This is a genomic window from Streptomyces sp. NPDC014006 (assembly GCF_043088925.1).
In the GTDB taxonomy this organism is placed as follows: domain Bacteria; phylum Actinomycetota; class Actinomycetes; order Streptomycetales; family Streptomycetaceae; genus Streptomyces.
This window is the reverse complement of the sequence record NZ_JBICAJ010000003.1, coordinates 189,086-210,879: the sequence shown is the minus strand read 5'-3', so window position 1 is coordinate 210,879 and position 21,794 is coordinate 189,086. Positions and strand designations below refer to the sequence as shown.

The following is a 21,794-nucleotide window of genomic DNA, read 5'->3' as shown; positions in this document are numbered from 1 at the left end:
GTTGGTGGAGGCTGGCCTGTGCCTGGGCCGGTGCGCGCACTCAGTTCTCCTTGTCGTGGGGGGTCAGGGCGCCGGAGCGGTCGCCGTCGGCGAGGGTGCGCAGGGCCAGCGCGGTCAGTACGGCGCCGGCCGCGAGGGCCGGCACGCCCTGCGGTGCGCCCTGTGGCGCGACGCGGTCCAGCAGCAGCAGTTTGGCCAGGCAGACGGCGATGACCAGGGCGGTGCCGGCTCCGGCCGAGCCGCGGCGGGCGGTGCCCCACACTGCGCAGCCGGTCAGCAGGGCGGTCAGGCCCGCGAGTTCGGTGAGCGTCGTGGCGGGGCGGATGTCACGGCCGGTGGCGGTGAGCAGGCCGACCAGGGCGGTGGCCGCCAGGACCGCCAGGGCGGTGGGTGCGCACAGGCGGCGGGCGACGGTGTGGGGGTAGCGGGTCGGGAGGGTGAGGTGCAGCTCGGTCATCGTCTCCCGGGCGACGACGGAGGCGCAGGCCAGGGCGGTCGCGGCGGGGAGGGCGGTGGTGAGGAGGGCGCGGCCGAGGAGGGTGCCGTCGGGGTCGTCGCCGGTGGCCATCGCCGCCCAGGCGACGAGGGCGGCGGCGCAGGGCAGGACGAGGGCGGCGAGGCCGCAGCGGCGGGCCTCGTGCGGCCAGGCGCTCATGACCTGCTCCTCCCGTTGCGGTGTTCCGGCGGGATCCGTCGCCGCCTCGCCAGGCGGGGGATGACTGGCGAGGGGCGGCGGACGTGTGGTGTACGTAGCGGTGGGGGTGGGGGGCGGTTCACGGAAGTTTCGGGATGGCTGGGGGCGGGTGCCTGCGGCGCCGGGCCGGTTTTTGCCAGCGGGTTTCGTTGTGGCTGGTCGCGCCGTTCCCCGCGCCCCTTTTGTGCCTGCGGCGGCCCGTTGCGGTGTGTGGGTGGAAGGCGTCGCGCATTCGGTTCGCTGGGGGTCGGGGCCGGGGGGCGGGGGTGTCCGTCGTCCGGCGGGTGCGCGAGCCTCACCCTCGGGTGGGGTAGCGGCGCATCGACCCCGTTGCCCAGGCCAGCAGCGCTGCTGACGCCGTCAGGGTCCAGGGGCTCGTGGACAGGACCGGGTCCAGCAGGGCGCGCAGGGGGGTGGAGAGCAGGCCCTGCGGTCCGGTCAGTACGCCCAGTGCCCACAGTCCGGCTCCCGCCGCCGCGCCCGCCGCCGGTGCTATCCGTACCGACAGGGCCAGCGCCAGGGACGACGCGAGGAGGGCCTCGCCCAGCCAGCCCGCGACCACCGGCCACCACCCGGGCCCGCCGATGAGGGCCGAACACACCACCGCCAGCGCGAGGTCGGCGCCGATCACCACGACCATCCGGGCCAGGAACACCGTCCCCGGCGGCACCTGGAGGGTGAACATCAGCTCCCCGCGTGGATCGCGCCGCGGCGACGCGACGACGAGCCCGGCGAGGACGATCAGCGCCACGCAGGCCGCGCCGAAGAGGCGGGGGCCGAGCCGTCCCGCGTCCAGGAGCGGGGTCACCGCGGCGGCGACCAGCAGTCCCACCGCACTCAGCGGCGCCCACAGCCTGGGCAGCAGCGCCGCCTCCGTGCGCGCCAGCTGCCAGGCCAGCCGCCAGGGCGCCGGCGAGCGCGCGGGGGCCGGGGACGCCTGCGGCGGGGCCGTGGCGGCGGCACCCGAGAGGGCCGGGGCCAGCAGGGTGTCGAAGCCCGGTACGGTCGCCTCCGCGCTCTCCGCGCTCTCCGCCTTCCGCACCGCGACGCCCAGCGCACGCCAGTCCGCGAACCGCGCCCGGCAGCCGGTGCAGCCGTCGAGGTGACGGCGGTCCTCCTCGGCGGGCACGCCGCGCAGGAGCCCGATCAGCTCCTCGTCCGCAAGATGGTCTCTCATCGTCGTCCCGTTCCTTCCAGCCGCGAGGCGGCGAGCATGCTGCCCAGTCGCCTGCGCGCATGGGACATCCGGCTCTTGACTGTGCCCACCGGGATGCCGAGGACGGCCGCCACCTCCGGATAGGCGAGTTCTTCCACGAGGACCAGGCCGAGCACCTCCCGCAGATGTTCGGGCAGGGCGCGGACGGCCTCGCGCAGCTCCGTGCGTTCGGTTTCCACGAGGACCTGCTCCTCCACCCCGGGCTCCGGGTGCGGCACGTGCTGGGCCTCGGCGAGGTCCGTGAACCGGGGCCGGGAGCGGCGCAGCTGGTTGTGGGCCTGACGCCGCGCGACACCCAGCAGCCAGCCGCGTACCGAGGACTCGCCCCGGAAGGCCGCGGCGGACCGCCACACGGCGAGCCACGACTCCTGGAGGATCTCCTCCGCCACCCCCTGATCGGAGGTGAGTCTGCGGATGAGGCGCAGCATGGCGGCCGCATGCCGCTCGTAGAGGGTCCGCAGGGCGGTCTGGTCACCACGCGCGGCCGCGGTCAGCAGGGCTTCGTCCGAACACACACGTCGTACGTAGCGCCTGAGCGGGCGGCGGTTCACACCAGTGCGTCGGGATTCGGCCGCCGCTCGGGGCGCCGTGCGGGGCCGTTCGGAATCCGGGGTTCCAGCCTCTGCCAGCGGACTGCCATTCCTGCCAGGCCGCACGGGAGCTGTTGAGTACGTCCGAAACGGCATGGTTCCGTGATCACGGATCGATCCGACGAACATTCATCCGGTTCTGACGAAGGAGCCTTTCATGGGCACCCACGGAGTTCAGTACGACGAGGCGGACCTGTTCGACCTCGACCTGGAGATCGGCGTGGAGAAGTCGGTCGCCGGTCCGGCCATCACCTCCGTTTCCTACTGCACGCCCGGCTGCACCAGCGACGGCGGTGGCTCGGGCTGCAGCCACTGCTGCTGACCGCCCTCGGCCCGGGGCCGGCCGGTTCTCCCGGCCGGCCCCGGGCCTCGCCCGGCATCCACCGGTGCCCGGGAGCAGTCCGCGAGGAGGGGAAGAAAACCTTGGGGGAGTCCTTGTTCCGTGCCGGAGACGTCTTCCTGCTCCGTGCACCCGTCGCGCAGGCCGCACCCGGCCTGCCCCTCCCGGCGGACGGCACCCCGCCCGCCGATCCCGCGGCCTGCGCCGCGCTGCTCGCCGCGGCCGCCGCCGACCCGGTGCTCGACGAAGCCCTCGCCGTGGCCTCTCCGGCACTGAGCGCCCTGGTCCACCGCGTCGCCCGGCACGGTGGCGGCGGTCTCAAGGCGAGCCGGCTGCGCCGCGCCGCGCTCGCCGTCCTGCGCTACGACATCCGGATGCGGACCCGGCCCACCCCCTTCGGCCTCTTCGCGGGCGTCACGGCCGGCGAGTTCGACGTCACGGCGAAGGCGGTCCGCGGCCCGGGCCACCGCACCCGCACGCACGCCGACCAGCGCTGGCTCGCCAAGGTGACCCACCGTCTGGAGCGCGACCCGGCCGTCCTGCAGGCGCTGACCGTCCAGGCCCACCAGGCACTGACGGTCCGCGGCGACCGTCTCGTCCTCACCGCCCCCTCGGCGCCGGACGCCGGCCCCGACCCGGACGGCGAGGGACGCGCCACGGTCTCCGTGCGGCACACCCCGGTCGTGGCGTGGGTCGTGCGGGAGGCGCGTACGCCCGTGTCGTACCCGCTGTTGGCGCAGCGGCTCACCGCTGCCTTCCCGCAGGCGCCCGTGGACCGGCTGCACCACCTGCTGGGGGAGCTGGTCCGGCAGGAGATCCTGCTGACCGGGCTGCGTCCGCCCCTCGACGGCGAGGACCCGCTGCGGCACGTCCTGGCCGCCCTCGACCCCGTCACCGGGGCGTCGGAGGAGACCCGGCACACCGTCGACACCCTGCGCCGGCTCGATCGCGAGCGCGCCGAGTACGACGCCCTGCCGCTGGGCGCCGGACGGGACCGGCTGCACGCGCTGCTCGACACCGCGCGTTCCGTCGCGGCGGACGACACCCCTTTGCACATCGACACCCGGCTCGACGCCACCCTGCACCTGCCGCACGCCGTGCGCGCCGAGGTGGAGCGCGCGGTGGACGTCATGGTGCTGCTGTCGCGGCCCAAGCGGGGGCTGTTCGCCCTGCGCGACTACCACCGGCGGTTCCTCGACGTGTACGGCGCCGACCGCCTCGTACCCGTGCTGGACCTGCTCGATCCGTCCACCGGGCTCGGCGCGCCCGCCGGGTACGGCTGGCCCAACAGCGAGGCCGCGCCCGCAGCGCCGGACGACCCGCGCACCGCCCGGCGCGAGCGGGCCATGGCGCGGCTGGCCGCCGCGGCGCTGCGCGAGCGGCGGCGGGAAGTGGTGCTCACGGACGCCGACCTGGCCGAACTGCGCCACGACGGCGCCGGCGAGCGGGCGGACGCGCAGAACTCCTGCGAGGTCACCGTGCAGGTCGTCGCCGCGTCGGCGGAGGCGCTGACCGACGGCGACTTCCTCGTCTTCCTGTCCCCCTCCCCGGGCTCGCACCGGGCCGGGTCCACCTTCGCCCGGTTCGCCGACCAGGACCCCGCCTGGCGGGAGCCGTTCGCCGCCCTGCACCGGGACACGCCCGTCCACGTCGAGGGCGCGCTCGCCGCCGATCTGGCCTTCCGGCCGCGGTCGGGCCGGGCGGCCAACCTCGCCCACACCCGGCCGGCGACCGGCCGCCGGATCTCCGTCGGCGTCCCCGACGCGCCCGGTGTGGAGGAGCTGCGCCTCGCGGACATCGCGGTCGGCGCCACCCTCGACCGGCTGACCGCCGTCCACCTGCCGACCGGGCGGGAGATCGTCCCCGTCCTCGGCAACATGGTCAGCGCCCCGGCCCAGGCGCCCAACGCCGTCCGGCTGCTGTGGGAGATCGGCCTGGAGGGGCAGCGGCTGTGGGAGCCGTGGAACTGGGGGCCGCTCGCCGACGCGCCCTGCGTGCCCCGCATCCGCCACGGCCGCTTCGTGCTCGCGCCCGCCGTCTGGCGTCTCGACGAACTTCGCGCCCTCGGGGGTGGGGAGCACGGCGCGGACGGCCCCGAGGGCACCGCCTGGGACCGGGCCGTCGCCCGGTGGCGCGAGCGGTGGGACGTACCCCGCCATGTCCTCGCCGTCACCGCCGACCAGCGGCTGCTCCTCGACCTCGGCCACCCCTGGCACCGGGAGCTGCTGCGCGACCAGGTACTCAGGCACCCCGACCTGATCGCCCAGGAGGTGCCCGGTGAGCACGAGGGCCTGCTGGACAGCCCGCTGGCCGGGCACACCGCCGAACTCGTCGTCCCGCTCACCCGCCGCTCCGGCACCCCGGCCCACCGGCCGTACGCCGGGCGCCACTTGCCGCAGCGGGCCGTGCACGGCCTCGGCGGCGACTGGCTCCACCTCAAGCTCCACGGCTCCGCCCGCACCCAGGACGACCTGCTGCGCCTGCACCTGCCCCAGCTGATCGGCCGGGCCCGCGAACTGGGCGCGGACCGCTGGTTCTTCATCCGCTACACCGACGACGCCGGCCACCACCTGCGCCTGCGTCTGCGCGGCGACCGGCGTGTGCTGTGGAGCGTGGTGGCCCCGGCGGTCGGCGAACTCCTCGGAGACTGGCAGCGGCAGGGGCTCCTGCGCGGCCACACCGTCGCCCCGTACGACCCGGAGACCGAGCGCTACGGCGGGGCGGCCGCACTGGCCACGGCGGAGGAGGTCTTCCAGTACGACAGCGAGGCCGCCGTGGAGTTGCTGCGCATCGTCCACCAGGGCGCCCCCGGGAGCGAGGGCCTGTGGGCCGGCGGGCTCGGCCTCGACGCCCTCGCCGTCGTCTCCTGCGCCGCGCTCGCCCACGCCTTCGGGCCGCCCGAACCCGGGCACCCCTTGCTCACCGAGGACTGCGGGGACGACGCGGCCGCCGCCTGGCTGTCCATGACCGGGTCACGGCGCGACCTGCCCGACGCCTATCGCGCCCGGCCCGCGTACTGGCGCCGTCTGGTCGACCCCCGCGGCGGCTGGCCGGCCCTGGCCGCCGACCCGCTGGGCGCCCGCGTCCTGGCCGCCCTGCGGGAGCGCGACGCGGCCGTGCGGCGGCTCGCCGCGCAGGTCAGGGCGGCCGACGAGACACCGGAGGGCCGGGTCGTGGGCAGCCTGATGCACATGGTGTGCAACCGGCTGTTCGGCGGCTCGACCGCACGGGAGACGACCGTCCTCGGCATCGCCCGCGGCGCGGTCCAGGACCACCTCAACCGTCGGAGGCACCAGTCATGAGCTCCCTCGCCGGCACCCCGGCAGCACAGCGCACGGGCGCCGGGCGCGCCGTCACCCTGGTCGCCGAACGCCTCGCCGACCCGGACGCGGTGGCCGCCGTAGCCTCGCGCGACGACAACCGGGACCCCGTGTACGACGCGGTGATGTGGGGCCCGCTGACCCTCGCCAACGGTCTGCCCGGCACCGCCCTGCTGCACGGCGAACTGGCCCGCGAGGACCCCTCCTGGCGGTCCGTGGCCCACCGCCACCTCGCAGCGGCCGGCCGCGCGGCGCCCACCGCGCCCAGCCGCGGCCTGTTCTCCGGCCCGGCCGCACTGCTCGCCGCCGCCCAGACCTGCGCGGGCCCCGAGGGCCACTACGCCTCCCTGCGGCACCGCCTGACGTCCTGGGTCGCGAGGGACCAGACCGAACGCCTCGCCGTCTTCCGCGCCCGCGCCGACGCGGGCGGACAGGGCGTCGACTGGGCGGCGTACGACCTGGTCAACGGTCTGTCCGGCACCACCCGGCTGCTCCTCGACGCCGTCGACGACCCGGCCGAGCGCTCGCCGGAGGCCGCTCGGGCGCTGGAGGAGTCGCTGCGCCACCTGGTGGCGCTGACGGAACCGGTGACCGTCGACGGCCCGGACGGGCCGCGGAACGTGCCCGGGTGGTGGGTGCCGGCGGCCCTGCAGGTCAGTGAGCGGGACCGGACCGCGTATCCGCACGGCGACTTCAACCTCGGTATGGCACACGGCATCGCCGGGCCGCTGGCCGTCCTCGCCGCCGCCGCCGAACGCGGCCACCAGGCACCGGGCCTTCAGGAGGCCGCCCACCGGATCGCCGAGTGGCTGCTCGGGTGGACGCTGATCGATGACGCCGGACCCTACTTCCCGGCCCGCGCCGGCTGGGAGGACGAGACCGCCGGCTCGCGCCCGCGTGCCCTGTTCACCCGGACCGCCTGGTGCTACGGCACCCCTGGCGTCGCTGCCGCGCTGCACCGGGCGGGGGAGGTCTTCGGGCAGCCGATCTGGCGCGCGTCCGCGGTCGCGGCACTGCGGGCGGCCCTGCGGCGCGAGGAAGACAGGTGGGCGATCGAGGGCCCCACCCTCTGCCACGGGTACGCCGGGCTGCTCGCCGTGGTCTCCCGGGTCGCCGAGGTGTCGGGCGACGCCGAACTGCACGCCGGGCGCGACCGGCTGACCGGCATGGTCCTGGACTGCCTCGACGAGGACGCCCCGTTCGCCTTCCGGCACCTGATGCGTTTCCCGGCCGCCGCCCGCTCGCCCGTCCCGCACCGGGCGCTGAACGTGGCCGGCATGCTCGAAGGGGCCGCCGGAGTCGCCCTCGCCCTGCTGCCGGTGACGAACGGGCCTCGCCCGTGGGACCGCTGTCTGGGGCTGGCGTGAGGGCGGCCGGGCCCGCGGCGGCGGGCACGGCCGATCCGCGGACCCGGTCCGGCGAGGAGGTCCGCACGCCCGCGTTCGACGTCCGGGGCCTCGTGGTCCGCTACGGTCGCGTCACCGCCGTCGACGGCGTCGACATCTCCTCCCCGCCCGGCCGCATCACGGCACTGCTCGGCCCGAACGGGGCGGGCAAGTCCAGCCTGATGGGCGTGCTGTCCACCGCGTCCCGCCCCGACGCGGGCAGCGTGCGGATCTTCGGGCACGACGTGCGGCAGGCCCCCACGGCGGCGCGCCGCGCGCTGGGACTGGTCTTCCAGGAACGCACCCTCGACAAGGAGCTGTCCGTCGAGCGCAACCTCTGGTTCCATGCCCGCCTGTTCGGCATGCGCCGTGCCGACGCCCGCGAGCGCATCACCCTGATGCTGGACCTGTTCGGCCTCGCCGACCGGCGTCGGCAGCCGGTGGAGGAACTGTCGGGCGGGCTCGCCCGGCGCGTGGAGATCGCGCGAGCCCTGCTGCACCGCCCCGGCCTGCTCCTCCTCGACGAGCCGACCAACGGCCTGGACCCGAGCGCACGCGGCGCCGTCTGGGCCGACCTGACCCGGCTGCGCGACGAACTGGGCGTGACGGTCCTGTACTCCACGCACTACATGGACGAGGCCGAGTACGCCGACGAGATCGTGATCATGCGCCAGGGGCGGGTCGTCCGGCAGGGCAGCGCCGCGCGGCTGAAGTCCAGCCTGGACTCCTCGCGGATCGTGGTGGCCAGCGGCGACGACCGGCTCGCCGCGGACCAGCTGCGGGCCGCCGGCTTCGACCCGCTGACGGAACCGGACGGGATCGCCGTGCACTGTGCCGACCCGGAGGGCCGGATCGCGGACGTCGTCCGCGCCCTGGACGTGCCCGGTCTGACGGTGTCGGTGCGGCATCCGTCGATGAACGACGTCTACCTGGCGGTGGCGCAGGACAAGCGGGTGGGAACGCCATGAGCACAGGTCTTCTGCCGGCCGTCGCCGACAGCGCCGGGGCCCGGTCGGCATCGGGCGCGCGGGCGGTCGCCGTCATCGCCCACCGGGACCTGCTGCGCCAGCTGAAGCGGCCGGGCGTGCTGTTCAGCCAGGCCGTGCAGATCGTGTTCTTCGTTCTGGTCTACGCCGTCGGCTTCGACGGGATGATCGGCGCGGTACGGCCCGGGGTGCCGTTCAGCGCGTACGTCTTCCCCGGCATCATCGCGATCCAGGTCGTGTCCATCGGGGTCGCCTCCGGCCAGACGTACGCCTGGGACCGCGAGTACGGCGTGCTGCGCGAGCTGCTCGTGGCGCCGGTGCCGCGGATCTGCCTGCCGCTGGGCAAGGTCGTGGCGGGCGCCGGGACGGTGACGGTGCAGAGCATGCTGATGCTGGCCTTCGCCCCGCTCGCGGGGGTGCCGATGACCCCGCGGCGCTTCTGCCTGGCCGCTGGCTGCTACGCGCTGTCCGCGGCGGTGTTCAGCGTCCTCGGACTGTGCCTGGCCACACTGATCAAGCGGGTCCAGACCCTTCAGGCGACGGTCCAGCTCGCCATGTTCCCGATGCTGTTCCTGTCGGGCTCGGTCTTCAGCCCCGAGGACGCGCCGGGGTGGCTGTCCGCCGCGATGCACCTCAACCCGATGACCTACGCGGTCGACCTGGCCCGTCAGTCCCTGCTGGGCGGGCCGGGCCTGCTGCCGTGGTGGGGCGACCTGGCGGCACTGGCAGGGGTGCTGGTGCCGGCCCTGGGGCTGCTCCGGCTGAGGAGCGGGCGGTGAGCGGGGCAGGGACGGAACCGGCGCGGGACGTCCTGCCGGGGGTTGTGGGCTGGCTGGAGCGGAACCTGTGTTTCTTCGACCCGGAGATGTGGGAACGCCACCTGCCCCGCCGGCCCTTCTCTGCCGGGCCGCTGCTCGAACTCCTCGGCTTCCTGCGTCTGTTGTCCGATACGCCTGCGCCTGCGCCGGTCCGGCCCGTGTCCGAGGGCCTGCGCGCGGGTGCGCTGGCGCTTGCCGAACAGGTCGTGGACACAGCGGAGTTCACACGGCGGCTGCGGCGCGCCGACGAATTCTTCCCCTACCACCTCAACCTGGTCGCGCTGCAACACCTGATGGGCCGCCCGCGGCCCGGCCTGCTGCACAGGTGCGAGGCCCTGCTCGTCGCGGGCGCGGGCGGCCACTTCCAGCCGCACCGGCCGCTGCTGTCCCGGCTGGAGCTGCGCTACGTCGCCGACCGGGCCGGCGTGGCGGTGCCCCAGGGCGTGCCCGGCCTGGCCGCCCTGTACCGCCAGAGCCTGCCCGGCCTGGGCGCCGATCCGCTCGCTCTGGACGACACGGAGGTCTACGCATTCACGCACGCGCTGTTCTACGCCACCGACTTCGGCGCCCATGCCCTGCCGCCCGGCGCGGCCGTGGACGACACCGTCCGCGTGCTGCTGGCCTCCCACCTGATCGGCGGCCACCTGGACCTGCTGGCGGAGCTGCTGCTGTGTGCGGACGTGGTGGGCCCGGAGGAGACGGACCTGGTGCGGCGGGGGTGGACGGCCCTGGCGTCGGCGCAGCGGCCCGACGGCGCGGTACCCGGCCCGGTCCATCGCCCGGCGGTGCTGGCGGGACTGACGGGGGAGAAGGCCGAGGCGTACCTCTTCGGCACCTGCTACCACACGACCCTGGCTACGGGGCTGGCGGCGGCGGCACGGCTGCGGCAGGTGAGCCGGCCGGTGCCGCAAGCCCCGTCGCCGTGCCTGCCGGAGTCCGCCGCTGAGGGGGCACCGTCGCCGTATCCACCCGTCGGTGCGGATCCCGACGCCGTACGTGAGTGGGCCGGGGCCGTCGCGGCGGCGGCTGCGCACGCGACGGAGCCGGACCGCGGGCGATGGGTCGAGGCGGTGGCCGGAGCGCTGGTGCTGTGCGCCCGCCGCCGGGACCGGCCGGGGCTGGAGGCCGTGCTGGGGGCGGCGGGGGTGCTGGGGGTGGCGGGGAGTCCGCTCGTGCGGTCGGCTACGGCGCGCCTCGCGGCGGGGTGGTGCGGCTGAGCCGGCGGCGCGGGGTGTCGTTCGGCTTTCGTTTGTCTGCGGGGGCGTTGTGGTTGCTCGCGCCCACGCGGCGGCGCATGTCGAATACAGCCCCGCGCCCGTCTTTGTGCCTGCGGCGGCCCGTTGCGGTGCGGTGGGTGGCTGGTGTCGCGCCTGCGGTGCGTTGTGGGTCGGGGCCGGGGTGGGGGGTGTCCGTCCTCGGTCCGGCCGGAAGCCGGAGCCGGGCTCCCCTCCCGGCTCACGCACCCCCGACAGCAACCCTTTGCCTTCAGCGCAGTACACCCTCATTTCCGTCGGCGTACGCCCCCGCCTTCGCCGCCTCGTACGCCGCCCGGGCCGCCCGCTGCGCGGCGGCGGGGCCGGGGGCCGTCCCCGTCGTCAGCAGCTCGTAGTACAGGGGGGCCGAGACCGCCCGTACGACCGCTCCCGCATCCGTCCCGCGCGGCAACTCCCCTCGCTGCGCGTCCTGTTCCACGCACTTCGCCCACTCCGCCGCCCGTACCTCGCGGAACCGCCGCAGCGCCTCCGCCGTGCGCGCGTCGCAGGCCGCGGCCGCGATCACCGCCCGGAAGAGGGACCCCTGCCGGGGATCCGCCAGGGTGCGCTGCACCAGGGACGCGTGCGCCCGCAGATCCCCGAGTACCGCTCCGGTCTCCTCCCGCGGCAGCGACTGCTCGGCCATGTCCGCGAGCAGATCGGCGACCAGGCCCGTCACCGACCCCCACCGCCGGTAGACGGTCGTCTTGCCGACCTCCGCCCGCCGCGCGACGTCCGCGAGGTCGAGCCGGTCGAAGCCGTGCTCCACGAGCGCGTCCCCGGCTGCCCGCAGCACGGCCGTGCGGACACGTGCGGTGCGCCCGCCGGGACGTACGGTGCCGGGTTCGGCGGACATAACGGCCTCCTTGGTGCACGGACGGGTTACCCCGCCAGCGTAACGAAACAGCAGGACCATTTAGCCTTTCACCGAGCGTGACATCCACGTGTCCGTGCACGTCATCGGCCTGGTACCGTCCCGGCCAACGGCCGATTTTTTCCTCCTGGTCCGTCTCATCTGGTCGCCGAATAGGTTTCATCGCTGAGAGGTTGGAGCATGCCGGACGACGTCGCCGCAGCCCGGGCCGCCGCCGAGGAGGAGTCGGCCTTCTCGCATCCGCCCGTCGACCCCGACGCCACCGCCGCCTACGGCGACCACCCCGACCAGGTGATCGACTTCTACGCCCCACGCGTCCAGGCCGGCCCGACCGCGGCCGCCCCCCTGATCGCCGTCCTGCACGGTGGTGCCTGGCGGGCGCCGTACGACCGGCGGCACATCAGCCCGTTCGCGGACTTCCTGGCGCGGCGGGGGTTCGCCGTGGCCAGCGTGGAGTACCGGCGGGGGAGCGCCACGGAGGGTGACGCCGTCGCGGGCCGTTGGCCGGAGACGTTCGACGACGTCGCCGCCGCGCTGGACGCGCTGCCGGGCCTCGCCCGCGAGGCGCTGCCGCAGGCCGACGCGCGCCGCACGGTCGTCACCGGCCACTCCGCCGGCGGTCACCTCGCCCTGTGGGCGGCGGCCCGGCACGTCCTGCCCGCCGACGCGCCCTGGCACACCGACCGCCCGGTGCCGTTGCGCGGTGTGGTCGCCCTCGCCCCGATCGCGGACTTCACGGTCGCGGAGAAGCTCGATGTCTGCGGCAACGCGGCCCGTCAACTGCTGGGCGGGGGAGAGGCGTTCGTCGAGCGCCGGCCGTACGCGGACCCGGCCCTGCTGCTGCCCACCGGCATCGCGACCACGCTCGTCCAGGGCCGCGCCGACCTCGACGTCCCGCAGGCGGTCGCCGAGTCGTACGCCGATGCGGCGGCGAAGGCGGGGGAGGTGGTCGGCCTGACGCTGCTGGAGGACGTGGGCCACTTCCCCCTGATCGACCCGGCGGCGGACGCGTGCGCGGTGGTCGCGGAGGAGATCGCCCAGCTGGCGTGGTGAGGTCGTGGTGAGCCCCCGCGTTCACCGCCTTCACCGAGCACGTCGAGGCGGAGCCCCGTCGTACCCGTAGTACCTGAGAGCTACGCCGCAGATGAGCTCCCCGGCGTGACGCGGGTGAGGCGCCGCGCTCCGTAACTTCCTTGTCAGGCAGGCCCGGTGGACGGGCCGCACGGCGGGGAGGCGATCGGTGGACACGGGGGAGTACGGCGCACGGCAGAACCCGGCGCGACGGCGAGGACGGCGACTGCTCCGCGCGCTGCTGGCCGCACTGATCACCACCGCGGTCGTGCTGCCCCTCTCCGCCGCGGCCCGGCCACAGATCCCCGCCCCGGCCCCGGCGCAGCTCCCGCCCGTGACCCGGGCCACGCTGCCTCGGGCGTACGCCGCGAACCGGGCCAACGCCCTGGAGGCGGCCCGGATGGCCGCGGCGTACGGCGCCACGGCACGGGCGCGGGCGGAACGGGCCCTGGCGGAGCGCCGGCTGCTCGCCTTCGACGGCCGCGGAGCGGGCCGCGCCATAGAGGTGCTCGGCGACCTGGCCCGCGCCGACCGGATCGCCGTCCTCGTACCGGGTTCGGACACGTCCCTCGGCACCTACGCCCGCTTCCGCGCGACGGCGACCGCGCTCGCGGCCCGCCTCGGCAGAGAGGCACCACCGGGGACGGCCACCGCCGTGGTGGCGTGGCTCGGTTACGACACCCCGGGCACGGTCAGTACGACGGTCCTCACCCCGGACAGGGCGGACCAAGCCGCCCCGGCGCTGCGGGACTTCATACGGCAACTGCACGTCATCGCGGGTCCCTCGGCCCACGTCACCCTTCTGTGTCACTCCTACGGCTCGGTGGTGTGCTCTCGTGCGGCGGACCGGCTGGCCGTGGACGACATCGCCCTGGTCGGCAGCCCGGGCACGGGCGCCGACGACGTGGCCGCGCTGCACACCACCGCCCGGGTGTGGGCGGCGCGCGGCGGCGACGACTGGGTGGCCGAAGTGCCGCACGTGCGGGCGGATCTGTTCGGGACGACCGTCGGCTTCGGTACGGACCCGGTGGACCCGGCGTTCGGTGCCCGCGTCTTCGCGGCCGGCGACGGCGGGCACAGCGACTACTTCCGGCCGGGTTCGGTGTCCCTGGCGAACCTCGCCCGGATCGTGCTCGGCGAGCAGGCGGAGGTGTCCGGTGCGTGAGCGTTCGACGCGGACGAGAGCCGGGAGGATCGCAGCCCGGATCGCTGCCGCCACCCCGGCCGACCGGGACCGGGCCGTGGACGCGCTGCGGGCCGTCGCCATCTGCGGTGTGGTGCTCGGGCACTGGCTGGTGACCGCACTGGTCGCCGAAGGCGGCAGCCTGCACACCGCGAGCCCGTTGCGGTCGATGCCGTGGCTGGCCCCGGTCTCCTGGGTCTTCCAGACCCTGGCGGTGTTCTTCCTGGTCGGCGGGCACTCCGCGACCCGCGGTCTGGCGGCGGCACGGCGGCGTGGCGTTCCCTACCGGCGGTGGCTGGCGGACCGGCTCGGGCGGCTGTTCCGGCCGGTGGCGGCCCTGCTGGCGCTCTGGGCGGTGGCGGCGGCGCTCCTGGTGGTGACCGGCGCCGAGCTGACCTGCGTGCACACGCTGGTCAAGCTGGCGCTGTCACCCCTGTGGTTCCTTGTGGTCTTCGCCGGGCTGACGGCGGCGACTCCGCTGCTGACCCGGCTCAACCCGCTGTGGCCGCTCGCCGTCGTCCTCCATGTGGACCTGGTGCGCTTCGGACTCGGCGGGCCGGCCTGGCTCGGCTGGGTGAACGTGGTGGCCGGCTGGCTCGTGCCCTACACCCTGGGCGCCGCGTGGACGAGGGGTGAGCTGGAGCGGCGGCGGGCCGGGTGGCTGCTGCTGGGCGGGGGCGTCGTGGCGACCGTGGTGCTGGTGGCATGGGCGGGCTATCCGGCGTCCATGGTCGGGGTGCCGGGCGCGGCGGTGTCCAACCTCGACCCGCCGACCCTGGCCGCCGTCACGTTCGGGCTGGCCCAGTGCGGCCTGGCGCTGTTGGTGCGCGACCGGTTGCGCCGGGCCCTGCGCCGGCCGGTGGCCTGGGCGGTGGTGGCGTTGGTGAACCTGTCCGCGATGACGATCTTCCTGTGGCATCAGACGGCTCTGATGGCCACCACGGCCGGCGCGCTGCTCGTCGGTCGGCTGCCCGGTCTGCACACGGCGCCCGGCGGCCTCGGGTGGGTAGCGGCCCGGCTGCTGTGGCTGCCGGTGTTCGCGGTGGTGCTGGGCGTGTGCTGGACCGCCTTCCGATGGCACGAGCAGGGCGGTTCGCGGGGCCGGTCCCGGGTGGTGCGCTCGCACCGCCCGGCGGATCGCCGGACCTCGGGGGATGCGCGCCATGTCTAGGCTGAGCGGCGTGACGGAATCGGGGGTGGGCCGGGTGGTGCTGCGCTGGCTCCGGGTGCTGCGCGACGACCTGTGGACGATGCGTGCGGACCCCCTGCCGCCGTTCGTGTGGCTGCGCTGGTTCCCGCACGGCCTGCTGTGTCTCGTCGCGTTCGGGGTGACGTTCGGCGCGGTGGCGCAGCTGGTGAGCAACGGCGGCGTCGGCGGGCAGCTCGCCTTCCTGATCGGGCTCGCGCAGGGCGGTGCGGTGGTGTTCGCGCTGTGGCGGCCGGTGCCGGCGTGGTGGTTGTCCATGGCCGGCACGCTGGTGGGCGCCGTGGAGGTGCGGCGCCAGCTGATGGCCGGCGGCGCTCACGACTTCACCTGGCCCTGGTCGTCGGCCGGGATCATCGGGCACATGACCGTGCTGCTGCTGCTCGCGTTGCGGGTGCGCACCCGGGTGTCGGTCGAGGCGCTGGCCGTGACCGCGCTGTTCACCTATGTCGCGCAGGGCGTGTGGGGCGCGTCCCGCTACACGCCCACCGGACTGCTCGCGGTCATCCTGTCCACGGTCGTCGTGGTGCTCGGCGTCGCCTTGCGCGGTCGCCGCGAGGCCCGCGCCCAGCTGGAGCAGCAGACCACGCTGACCGCCGAGGAGCGGGCCCGGCGCGCCCTGCTGGAGGAACGCAACCGGATCGCCCGGGAACTGCACGACGTGGTGGCCCACCACATGTCGGTGATCTCCATCCAGGCCCAGGTCGCGCCGCATCTGGTCAAGGACCCGCCGCAGGAGCTGAGGGAGAACCTCGCCGGGATCCGGCAGAACGCGCTGGAGGCGCTGACCGAGCTGCGCCGGGTGCTGGGCGTGCTGCGCTCGGAGCTGCCCGAGGACCTCGGCACCCTCGGGCAGGGCCGCGACACCGCCGGTCCCGGCACCGCGCCCGACGCCCCGCAGCCCACCCTGGACCGGCTCGGCAGCCTCATCGACAACACCCGTGCCGCCGGCCTGGAGATCCGCACCGACATCCGGGGCGACGCGGTGCCGTATCCGCCGGGGGTGGAGCTGTCCGCGTTCCGCATAGTGCAGGAGGCGCTCAGCAACGTCCTGAAGCACGCGCCGGGTGCCGCCGTGCGCGTCGAGGTCGTCCACTTCCCCGACGGTCTCTACCTCGGGGTGACCAACTCCCGCCCGACGCGCCCCGCCACGGAATCCTCGGGCAGCGGGCACGGGCTGCTCGGCATGCGGGAGCGCGCCACGATGCTCGGCGGTCATGTCATCGCCCACCCGACCCTGCACGGCGGTTTCGCCGTCTCGGCGTTCCTGCCCCGGGACGGCCGCCCGTTCGCCGAGCGGCCGGTGCCGCCCCCCAGATACGACGTGGAACTCATCTTCCCGACAGGAGACGACCTCGCATGACGAGCGGCCCCACCCGCGTACTGATCGCCGACGACCAGCAGATGGTCCGCCAGGGCTTCACCGTGCTGCTCGACACCCAGCCCGACATCGAGGTGATCGGGCAGGCCGTCGACGGGCGGGACGCGGTGGCGAAAGTGGCGGAACTGGCGCCGGACGTCGTCCTGATGGACATCCGCATGCCCGAAATGGACGGCATCGAGGCCACTCGCCGCATCAAGGCCGCCACCCCCGAGGTCAAGGTGCTGGTGCTGACCACCTTCGACCTCGACGAGTACGTGTACGACGCGCTGCGTTCCGGCGCGGCCGGGTTTTTGCTGAAGGACGCCTCCGCGGACCAGCTGGCAGAAGCGGTGCGGGTGGTGGCGGCCGGGGACGCGCTGCTCGCGCCGGGCATCACCCGGCGGCTGATCACCGAGTTCGCCCGCCTCAACGAGGCGCCCCGCGCTCCGTTGAAGGAACGGATCGCCGACCTCACCGAGCGCGAGACGGAGGTGCTGGCGCTGATCGCGCAGGGCCTGTCCAACGCGGAGATCGCCCAGCGCCTTGTCGTCGCGGAGCAGACCGTGAAGACCCACGTGGGCCGCATCCTGGTGAAACTGGGCCTGCGGGACCGCACGCAGGCGGCGGTGTTCGCCTACGAGTCGGGCCTGGTGCGGCCGTCCGGCTACTGACACGGCCCGGCCCGGTCGGTACCCGTAGTACTTGAGACGGACCCCGCAGGACCCCTCTCACTGGTGACGACCGGGCCACCCGGCCCGGCCTACCGTGTGGAGCGTGACCGAGACGACCCCCACGCACAGCACACCGCCGCAGGGCGCGGACGGCGGGTACGCCGCGTACAAGCCGCGCAGCCCCGAGGTCCGGGCGGCCGTGCAGGCGCTGCGCGGCCTGCGGCAGGACCTGCTGCACGACGCCTTCGCCTACCGCCCGCTGCCCCGCAGGTCCACGGACGGTCCCCTTCTGCGCGCCGTGCCGGTGCGGCTGCGGCGGTTCGTCGTGTGGGCGCCGCACACGGTCGTGGGTGGGCTGGCGCTGCTGGTCTGGATGATCGGCGCCACGCGCTCACCGGGCTGGCCGCCGTATCTGCTGATGAGCTTCCTGCCGGCGGCCGCCGTGCTGCTGACGCTGCTCAGGCCGGTCGCCGCGTTCTGGCTGTCGCTGGTCTCGGCACCCGTCCTGTGCGTGGTGGACCCGCTGTGGGACCTGTGGCCCTTCCAGCCGGGCAGCTTCGTCGCGCACCTGTGCGTCATGACGATCGTGGCGATCCGCACCCGCCCGCGCACCGCCGCCTGGATGTGGCTGCTGACGTTGGTGTACGGGGGGATGGCCGAGCTGCTCGCGCATCCCTTCGAAGGCACGACCACGATGCCCATGCTCTTCCTGTCGGCGGTGCTGCTGCTCGCCGTCACCGTCTGGCACATCCGCCGGGACGCCGAGCAGGAGGTCACCGCCCAGCAGACGGTCACCGCGCACGAGCGTTCGCGGCGCACCCTGCTGGAGGAGCGCACCACCATCGCGCGCGAGCTGCACGACGTGGTCGCCCACCACATGTCGGTCGTCGCCATTCAGGCGGAGGCCGCGCCGTACCGGGTGCAGAACCCACCGGAGGAGCTGGAGAGAGCCTTCGCCACGATCCGGGAGAACGCGGTGGCGGCCCTGACCGAGCTGCGCCGCGTGCTGGGCGTCGTACGGGCGGAGGACTACGAGGCCCCGGAGGCGCCGCAGCCCACGCTGGCCGACCTGGACGCCCTGCTGGCCAATGTGCGCCAGGCCGGCCTGGACGTGGACAAGGGGGTGACGGGCGCGGTGCGCGAGCTGCCGCAGGGCGTGGAGCTGTCGGCGTACCGGATCGTGCAGGAGGCGCTGAGCAACACCCTGCGGCACGCGCCGGGCGCGAGCGCACGGGTGGAGATCGGGTACGTCCTCGGCGGGCTGGGCCTGCGCATAGTCAACGGCCCGCCGCCCGGCCCCGCGCCGGTCAGGAAGTCACCCGGCGCCGGGCACGGCATCACCGGCATGCGGGAGCGGGTGACCATGCTGAACGGGGAGATGACGGCGGGCCCCATGGCCGACGGCGGCTACGAGGTGGCGGTGTTCCTGCCGGTGACCGCGGTGGCGGAGGGCACCCCATGACGATCCGGGTACTGATCGCGGACGATCAGATGATGGTCCGGGAGGGCTTCTCGGTCCTGCTGAACGCGATGCCGGACATCGAGGTCGTCGGCGAGGCGGTCAACGGCCGCGAGGCGGTGGACCGGGTACGCGAACTCGCCCCGGACGTGGTGCTGATGGACATCCGGATGCCCGAGCTGAACGGCATCGAGGCGACCCGGGAGATCGTCGCGGCGGACGCGTCGGCGAAGGTTTTGGTGCTGACGACGTTCGATCTGGACGAGTACGTGTACCAGGCGTTGCGCGCGGGCGCCTCCGGCTTCCTGCTGAAGGACGCCTCGGCCCGCCAACTCGCCGACGGGGTCAGGGTGGTGGCGGCCGGTGAGGCACTGCTCGCGCCGTCGGTGACCCGGCGTCTGATCACCGAGTTCTCGCGGCTCTCGGACGCCCCGCGGCTGCCGTCGGCGGCGCAGGCGTACGGGGAGCTGACCGAACGGGAGACGGAGGTGCTGGTCCTGATCGCCCAGGGCCTGTCGAACGCGGAGATCGCCGAGCGCCTCGTGGTCGCCGAGTCGACGATCAAGACCCATGTCAGCCGCATCCTGGTGAAGCTGGGTCTGCGCGACCGCACCCAGGCGGCGGTGTTCGCCTACGAGACCCGCCTGGTGACCCCCGGCTGACGGCCGGGTGCGCGGCACCGGCGGCGCGGCGGCGGTGGGCCGGCGGCGGTGGCCCACCGGGGGGCGACGGACGCCGGGCGGGCGTCCCCGCCCGGCGGCCCGGGTCAGCGGGCCGCCCGGCCCGGCGGCCGGGGTCAGCGGGCCTCCCCGCCGTCCTCGCCGTCCCCGACCGCCTCGCCGTTCTTGCTCTTGCCGTCGCCGAGGCGGTCGGTGAGCGGTTCCAGCAGCAGGCCCACGGTGGCGACGGCGACGGCCGGCAGCAGGGAGTGGGCACGAACCCCCGGTGTCCACTCCAGCAGCATCACGCCGACGAGGAACGCCGACAGCCAGCCGAAGGCGGCGTCGCAGACGCGGGCCACGGACGGTGACGGGTGCAGCGAGGCGCGCACGAGCGCACGCGCCGGCACCGTGATGGCCATGGCGACGGCCGCGCACGGGCCCATCAGCAGCAGCGCCCACAAGACGGGCAGGACCCCGTCGAACTCCACCGCGTCGGGGAAGACCGCGGCCGTGACGAGCAGGACGAGCAGGAACACCAGCCCGACCAGCCCGGCCACGAACAGGACGAGCCCCCCCACGACCAGGCGGGCGAGCCGCTTCTCACCAGGCGTCGACGGTTCGTCATCCATCCGGCTGCCCTCGCTTACGCGGCGATGATGATGATCGCCTTGGCGAGGTCACTGGCGATGTCGTGCGGTATCCCGGCCTTCATCAGCGCCAGGGCCAGCGCGTGCTCGCCCCAGTTCTCCACGGCGTCGATCGCGTCGGCGATCTTGTTGCCGTTCTTGGCGACGTACTTGGCCGCCTTCGGCGAGACCCGCTTGAGCACCTTGCCCAGCCACACCCCGCCGTGCCGGAAACCGGCCACGACGAGCTTGCGGACGATGGTGCTCCAACCGAACCCCGGCATCGGCTTGCCGGGGGCCTTGCCCTCCAGCCGGTCGGCGTAGGCCTCGAACTGGGCGATCTCGGCGGTGTCGGAGCCCCCGTCGGCCTTCATCCGCTCAATGAGATCCCGCACCTCGGCCGCGGTGAACGTCGGCTCGCCGGTGTCGGTGACGGTGGTGCGGGCCACGCTCTGCGCTTCCGTGGCCTCGGCCAGCGGAGCCGTAACCCCCAGAGCCATCGCTGCGGTGGCCACGATCGCGGCGGCGCGTATGGCAGTCGACGATGTCACGTCGGTGTTCCCCTCTTGTGCAGTTGTGCAAGTGGTGCCTGTTGGTCAGACAGACACGACGCGGTCCGCCCCCTCTCCTCGGCCGCTGGTCGGGCGACGGGAGCGGGGCAACCGTGACAGAGGTGATCTTGTAGAACAACAGCCGCCGAAGACAACGGCTTTGAGCAAGAACTGAGCAAGGACCGAACCGGCGGCCGCGTCGGGGAACGACGGCCCGCACCGCACCCCTGGCCAGACGGCAGGCTCCCGCGTTAGCGTCCGTGCATGTCAGCGGTCACCGACCTCGCCTTCGACCCCTGGAACCCGCACTTCGTCGACAACCCGTACCCCGCCTACGCCGAACTGCGCGAGCGCGGCCGGGTGCTCTACTACGAGCCGACGAACCAGTGGCTGGTCCCGCACCACGCGGACGTCTCCGCGCTGCTGCGGGAGCGCCGGCTGGGGCGGACGTATCTGCACCGGTTCTCGCACGAGGAGTTCGGGCGCACCCCGCCCCCGCCGGAGCACGAGCCGTTCCACACGCTCAACGACCACGGCATGCTCGACCTCGAACCGCCGGACCACACCCGCATCCGGCGCCTGGTGTCCAAGGCGTTCACCCCGCGCACGGTCGAGCAGCTGAGGCCGTATGTGCACGCGCTGGCGGGCGACCTCGTCCAGCGGCTCGTCGACGCGGGCGGCGGGGACCTGCTCACCGATGTGGCCGAGCCGCTGCCCGTCGCCGTGATCGCCGAGATGCTGGGCATCCCGCAGAGCGACCGGCATCTGCTGCGCCCCTGGTCGGCGGAGATCTGCGGGATGTACGAGCTGAACCCGTCCGAGGAGACGGCGGCCAGGGCCGTGCGGGCGTCGGTGGAGTTCTCCGACTACCTGCGCACGCTGATCGCGGAGCGCCGCGCGAAACCCGGCGAGGACCTGATCTCCGGGCTCATCGCCGCGCACGACGAGGGCGACCGGCTCACCGAGCAGGAGATGATCTCCACCGCCGTCCTCCTCCTCAACGCCGGTCACGAGGCCACCGTCAACGCCACGGTCAACGGCTGGTACGCCCTCTTCCGCCACCCGGACCAGCTGGCCGCCCTGCGCACCGACCGCTCACTGGTCCCCACCGCGATCGAGGAGCTGATGCGCTACGACACCCCGCTGCAGCTCTTCGAACGCTGGGTGCTGGACGAGATCGAGATCGACGGCACGACGATCCCCAGGGGCGCGGAGATCGCCATGCTCTTCGGCTCCGCCAACCACGACCCGGCCGTCTTCGCCGACCCCGGCCGCCTGGACCTCACCCGCCGCGACAACCCGCACATCTCCTTCAGTGCCGGCATCCACTACTGCATCGGCGCCCCCCTGGCCCGTATCGAACTGGCCGCCTCGATGAGCGCCTTGCTGACCAAGGCCCCCACACTCACCCTCGCGGCCGAGCCCGCACGCAAGCCGAACTTCGTGATCAGGGGCTTGGCGGGGCTGCGGGTGGAGGTGGGGTGATCACTCGTTCGGGATGATCACCGATCGATCCCCGGCGGCCGCC

Annotated in this window: 20 protein-coding genes; 14 read left to right on the top strand and 6 right to left on the bottom strand. The window is 74.4% G+C overall.

Features of this window, described 5'->3' with window-relative positions; genetic code table 11:
- Nucleotides 1–40 precede the first annotated feature (40 nt).
- From ACF1GV_RS13125 to ACF1GV_RS13115, 3 genes are all read right to left on the bottom strand, one after another.
- A complete protein-coding gene (locus tag ACF1GV_RS13125) occupies nt 41–655 on the bottom strand; it encodes a hypothetical protein (RefSeq protein ID WP_391679926.1) in 615 nt (204 codons plus the stop codon).
- Between the two features lie 334 nt (nt 656–989).
- Entirely contained in the window at nt 990–1,871 is an 882-nt protein-coding gene (locus ACF1GV_RS13120) for a hypothetical protein (RefSeq protein ID WP_391679924.1), read from the bottom strand.
- A complete protein-coding gene (locus ACF1GV_RS13115; RefSeq protein ID WP_363269096.1) occupies nt 1,868–2,425 on the bottom strand; it encodes a sigma-70 family RNA polymerase sigma factor in 558 nt (185 codons plus the stop codon). Before ACF1GV_RS13115 ends, ACF1GV_RS13120 begins: the two co-directional genes overlap by 4 nt.
- A 232-nt stretch (nt 2,426–2,657) precedes the next feature.
- Here ACF1GV_RS13115 and ACF1GV_RS13110 point away from each other — a divergent pair, with 232 nt between their 5' ends.
- The 6 genes from ACF1GV_RS13110 to ACF1GV_RS13085 all read left to right on the top strand — a co-directional run bounded on the left by ACF1GV_RS13110 (nt 2,658) and on the right by ACF1GV_RS13085 (nt 10,566).
- A complete protein-coding gene (locus ACF1GV_RS13110) occupies nt 2,658–2,822 on the top strand; it encodes a gallidermin/nisin family lantibiotic (RefSeq protein WP_363269094.1) in 165 nt (54 codons plus the stop codon).
- A 113-nt stretch (nt 2,823–2,935) separates the two neighbouring features.
- Nucleotides 2,936–6,142 carry a lantibiotic dehydratase gene (locus tag ACF1GV_RS13105; RefSeq protein WP_391679922.1) on the top strand — a complete coding sequence of 1,069 codons (3,207 nt, stop codon included), beginning with the start codon at nt 2,936–2,938 and terminating at the stop codon, nt 6,140–6,142.
- On the top strand, nt 6,139–7,527 hold the full coding sequence (locus tag ACF1GV_RS13100; protein ID WP_391679921.1) for a lanthionine synthetase C family protein: 1,389 nt from the start codon (nt 6,139–6,141) through the stop codon (nt 7,525–7,527). Before ACF1GV_RS13105 ends, ACF1GV_RS13100 begins: the two co-directional genes overlap by 4 nt.
- Nucleotides 7,524–8,513 carry an ABC transporter ATP-binding protein gene (locus ACF1GV_RS13095; protein WP_391679919.1) on the top strand — a complete coding sequence of 330 codons (990 nt, stop codon included), beginning with the start codon at nt 7,524–7,526 and terminating at the stop codon, nt 8,511–8,513. The genes ACF1GV_RS13100 and ACF1GV_RS13095 overlap by 4 nt, the downstream gene beginning before the upstream one ends.
- Nucleotides 8,510–9,310: an ABC transporter permease gene (locus ACF1GV_RS13090; RefSeq protein ID WP_391679918.1), complete on the top strand. Its 801-nt coding sequence runs from the start codon at nt 8,510–8,512 to the stop codon at nt 9,308–9,310. The genes ACF1GV_RS13095 and ACF1GV_RS13090 overlap by 4 nt, the downstream gene beginning before the upstream one ends.
- Complete coding sequence (locus ACF1GV_RS13085) at nt 9,307–10,566, top strand: DUF6895 family protein (RefSeq protein WP_391679917.1); 1,260 nt, start codon at nt 9,307–9,309, stop codon at nt 10,564–10,566. The genes ACF1GV_RS13090 and ACF1GV_RS13085 overlap by 4 nt, the downstream gene beginning before the upstream one ends.
- Nucleotides 10,567–10,834: 268 nt before the next feature.
- On the opposite strand, the gene ACF1GV_RS13080 is transcribed toward ACF1GV_RS13085, so the two are convergent.
- Nucleotides 10,835–11,458 (bottom strand): TetR/AcrR family transcriptional regulator, encoded by a 624-nt coding sequence (locus tag ACF1GV_RS13080; RefSeq protein ID WP_391679915.1) that lies wholly within the window; start codon nt 11,456–11,458, stop codon nt 10,835–10,837.
- 198 nt (nt 11,459–11,656) lie between these two features.
- Here ACF1GV_RS13080 and ACF1GV_RS13075 point away from each other — a divergent pair, with 198 nt between their 5' ends.
- The 7 genes from ACF1GV_RS13075 (at nt 11,657) to ACF1GV_RS13045 (ending at nt 19,089) form a co-directional block, all read left to right on the top strand.
- Complete coding sequence (locus tag ACF1GV_RS13075) at nt 11,657–12,529, top strand: alpha/beta hydrolase (RefSeq protein WP_391679914.1); 873 nt, start codon at nt 11,657–11,659, stop codon at nt 12,527–12,529.
- Between the two features lie 187 nt (nt 12,530–12,716).
- The gene (locus ACF1GV_RS13070) at nt 12,717–13,712 is read left to right on the top strand and encodes an alpha/beta hydrolase (RefSeq protein ID WP_391679913.1); all 996 of its coding nucleotides are present in this window, start codon (nt 12,717–12,719) and stop codon (nt 13,710–13,712) included.
- On the top strand, nt 13,705–14,901 hold the full coding sequence (locus tag ACF1GV_RS13065) for an acyltransferase (RefSeq protein ID WP_391679911.1): 1,197 nt from the start codon (nt 13,705–13,707) through the stop codon (nt 14,899–14,901). The genes ACF1GV_RS13070 and ACF1GV_RS13065 overlap by 8 nt, the downstream gene beginning before the upstream one ends.
- Nucleotides 14,894–16,297, top strand: coding sequence for a sensor histidine kinase (locus ACF1GV_RS13060; RefSeq protein WP_391679909.1), 1,404 nt, complete (start codon nt 14,894–14,896; stop codon nt 16,295–16,297). Before ACF1GV_RS13065 ends, ACF1GV_RS13060 begins: the two co-directional genes overlap by 8 nt.
- Entirely contained in the window at nt 16,294–16,968 is a 675-nt protein-coding gene (locus tag ACF1GV_RS13055) for a response regulator (protein WP_391679907.1), read from the top strand. The genes ACF1GV_RS13060 and ACF1GV_RS13055 overlap by 4 nt, the downstream gene beginning before the upstream one ends.
- 103 nt (nt 16,969–17,071) lie before the next feature.
- On the top strand, nt 17,072–18,430 hold the full coding sequence (locus ACF1GV_RS13050; protein WP_391679905.1) for a histidine kinase: 1,359 nt from the start codon (nt 17,072–17,074) through the stop codon (nt 18,428–18,430).
- The gene (locus ACF1GV_RS13045) at nt 18,427–19,089 is read left to right on the top strand and encodes a response regulator transcription factor (protein WP_363266325.1); all 663 of its coding nucleotides are present in this window, start codon (nt 18,427–18,429) and stop codon (nt 19,087–19,089) included. The genes ACF1GV_RS13050 and ACF1GV_RS13045 overlap by 4 nt, the downstream gene beginning before the upstream one ends.
- Nucleotides 19,090–19,223: 134 nt before the next feature.
- Here the strand turns inward: ACF1GV_RS13045 and ACF1GV_RS13040 are convergent, their stop codons facing one another.
- Both ACF1GV_RS13040 and ACF1GV_RS13035 read right to left on the bottom strand, forming a co-directional pair.
- A complete protein-coding gene (locus ACF1GV_RS13040) occupies nt 19,224–19,718 on the bottom strand; it encodes a hypothetical protein (protein WP_391679904.1) in 495 nt (164 codons plus the stop codon).
- Between the two features lie 14 nt (nt 19,719–19,732).
- Nucleotides 19,733–20,266 (bottom strand): hypothetical protein, encoded by a 534-nt coding sequence (locus tag ACF1GV_RS13035; RefSeq protein ID WP_363266327.1) that lies wholly within the window; start codon nt 20,264–20,266, stop codon nt 19,733–19,735.
- A gap of 264 nt (nt 20,267–20,530) precedes the next feature.
- Here ACF1GV_RS13035 and ACF1GV_RS13030 point away from each other — a divergent pair, with 264 nt between their 5' ends.
- Nucleotides 20,531–21,751, top strand: coding sequence for a cytochrome P450 (locus ACF1GV_RS13030; protein ID WP_391679902.1), 1,221 nt, complete (start codon nt 20,531–20,533; stop codon nt 21,749–21,751).
- Nucleotides 21,752–21,794 lie beyond the last annotated feature (43 nt).

What these genes read in the sequence shown, in the direction of transcription:
- ACF1GV_RS13100 (WP_391679921.1), top strand. Translation starts at nt 6,139, where the DNA reads ATGAGCTCCCTCGCCGGCACCCCGGCAGCACAGCGCACGGGCGCCGGG.
- ACF1GV_RS13060 (WP_391679909.1), top strand. Translation starts at nt 14,894, where the DNA reads ATGTCTAGGCTGAGCGGCGTGACGGAATCGGGGGTGGGCCGGGTGGTG.
- ACF1GV_RS13075 (WP_391679914.1), top strand. Translation starts at nt 11,657, where the DNA reads ATGCCGGACGACGTCGCCGCAGCCCGGGCCGCCGCCGAGGAGGAGTCG.
- ACF1GV_RS13110 (WP_363269094.1), top strand. Translation starts at nt 2,658, where the DNA reads ATGGGCACCCACGGAGTTCAGTACGACGAGGCGGACCTGTTCGACCTC.
- ACF1GV_RS13120 (WP_391679924.1), bottom strand. Translation starts at nt 1,871, where the DNA reads ATGAGAGACCATCTTGCGGACGAGGAGCTGATCGGGCTCCTGCGCGGC.
- ACF1GV_RS13040 (WP_391679904.1), bottom strand. Translation starts at nt 19,718, where the DNA reads ATGGATGACGAACCGTCGACGCCTGGTGAGAAGCGGCTCGCCCGCCTG.
- ACF1GV_RS13090 (WP_391679918.1), top strand. Translation starts at nt 8,510, where the DNA reads ATGAGCACAGGTCTTCTGCCGGCCGTCGCCGACAGCGCCGGGGCCCGG.
- ACF1GV_RS13030 (WP_391679902.1), top strand. Translation starts at nt 20,531, where the DNA reads ATGTCAGCGGTCACCGACCTCGCCTTCGACCCCTGGAACCCGCACTTC.
- ACF1GV_RS13125 (WP_391679926.1), bottom strand. Translation starts at nt 655, where the DNA reads ATGAGCGCCTGGCCGCACGAGGCCCGCCGCTGCGGCCTCGCCGCCCTC.
- ACF1GV_RS13080 (WP_391679915.1), bottom strand. Translation starts at nt 11,458, where the DNA reads ATGTCCGCCGAACCCGGCACCGTACGTCCCGGCGGGCGCACCGCACGT.
- ACF1GV_RS13045 (WP_363266325.1), top strand. Translation starts at nt 18,427, where the DNA reads ATGACGATCCGGGTACTGATCGCGGACGATCAGATGATGGTCCGGGAG.
- ACF1GV_RS13055 (WP_391679907.1), top strand. Translation starts at nt 16,294, where the DNA reads ATGACGAGCGGCCCCACCCGCGTACTGATCGCCGACGACCAGCAGATG.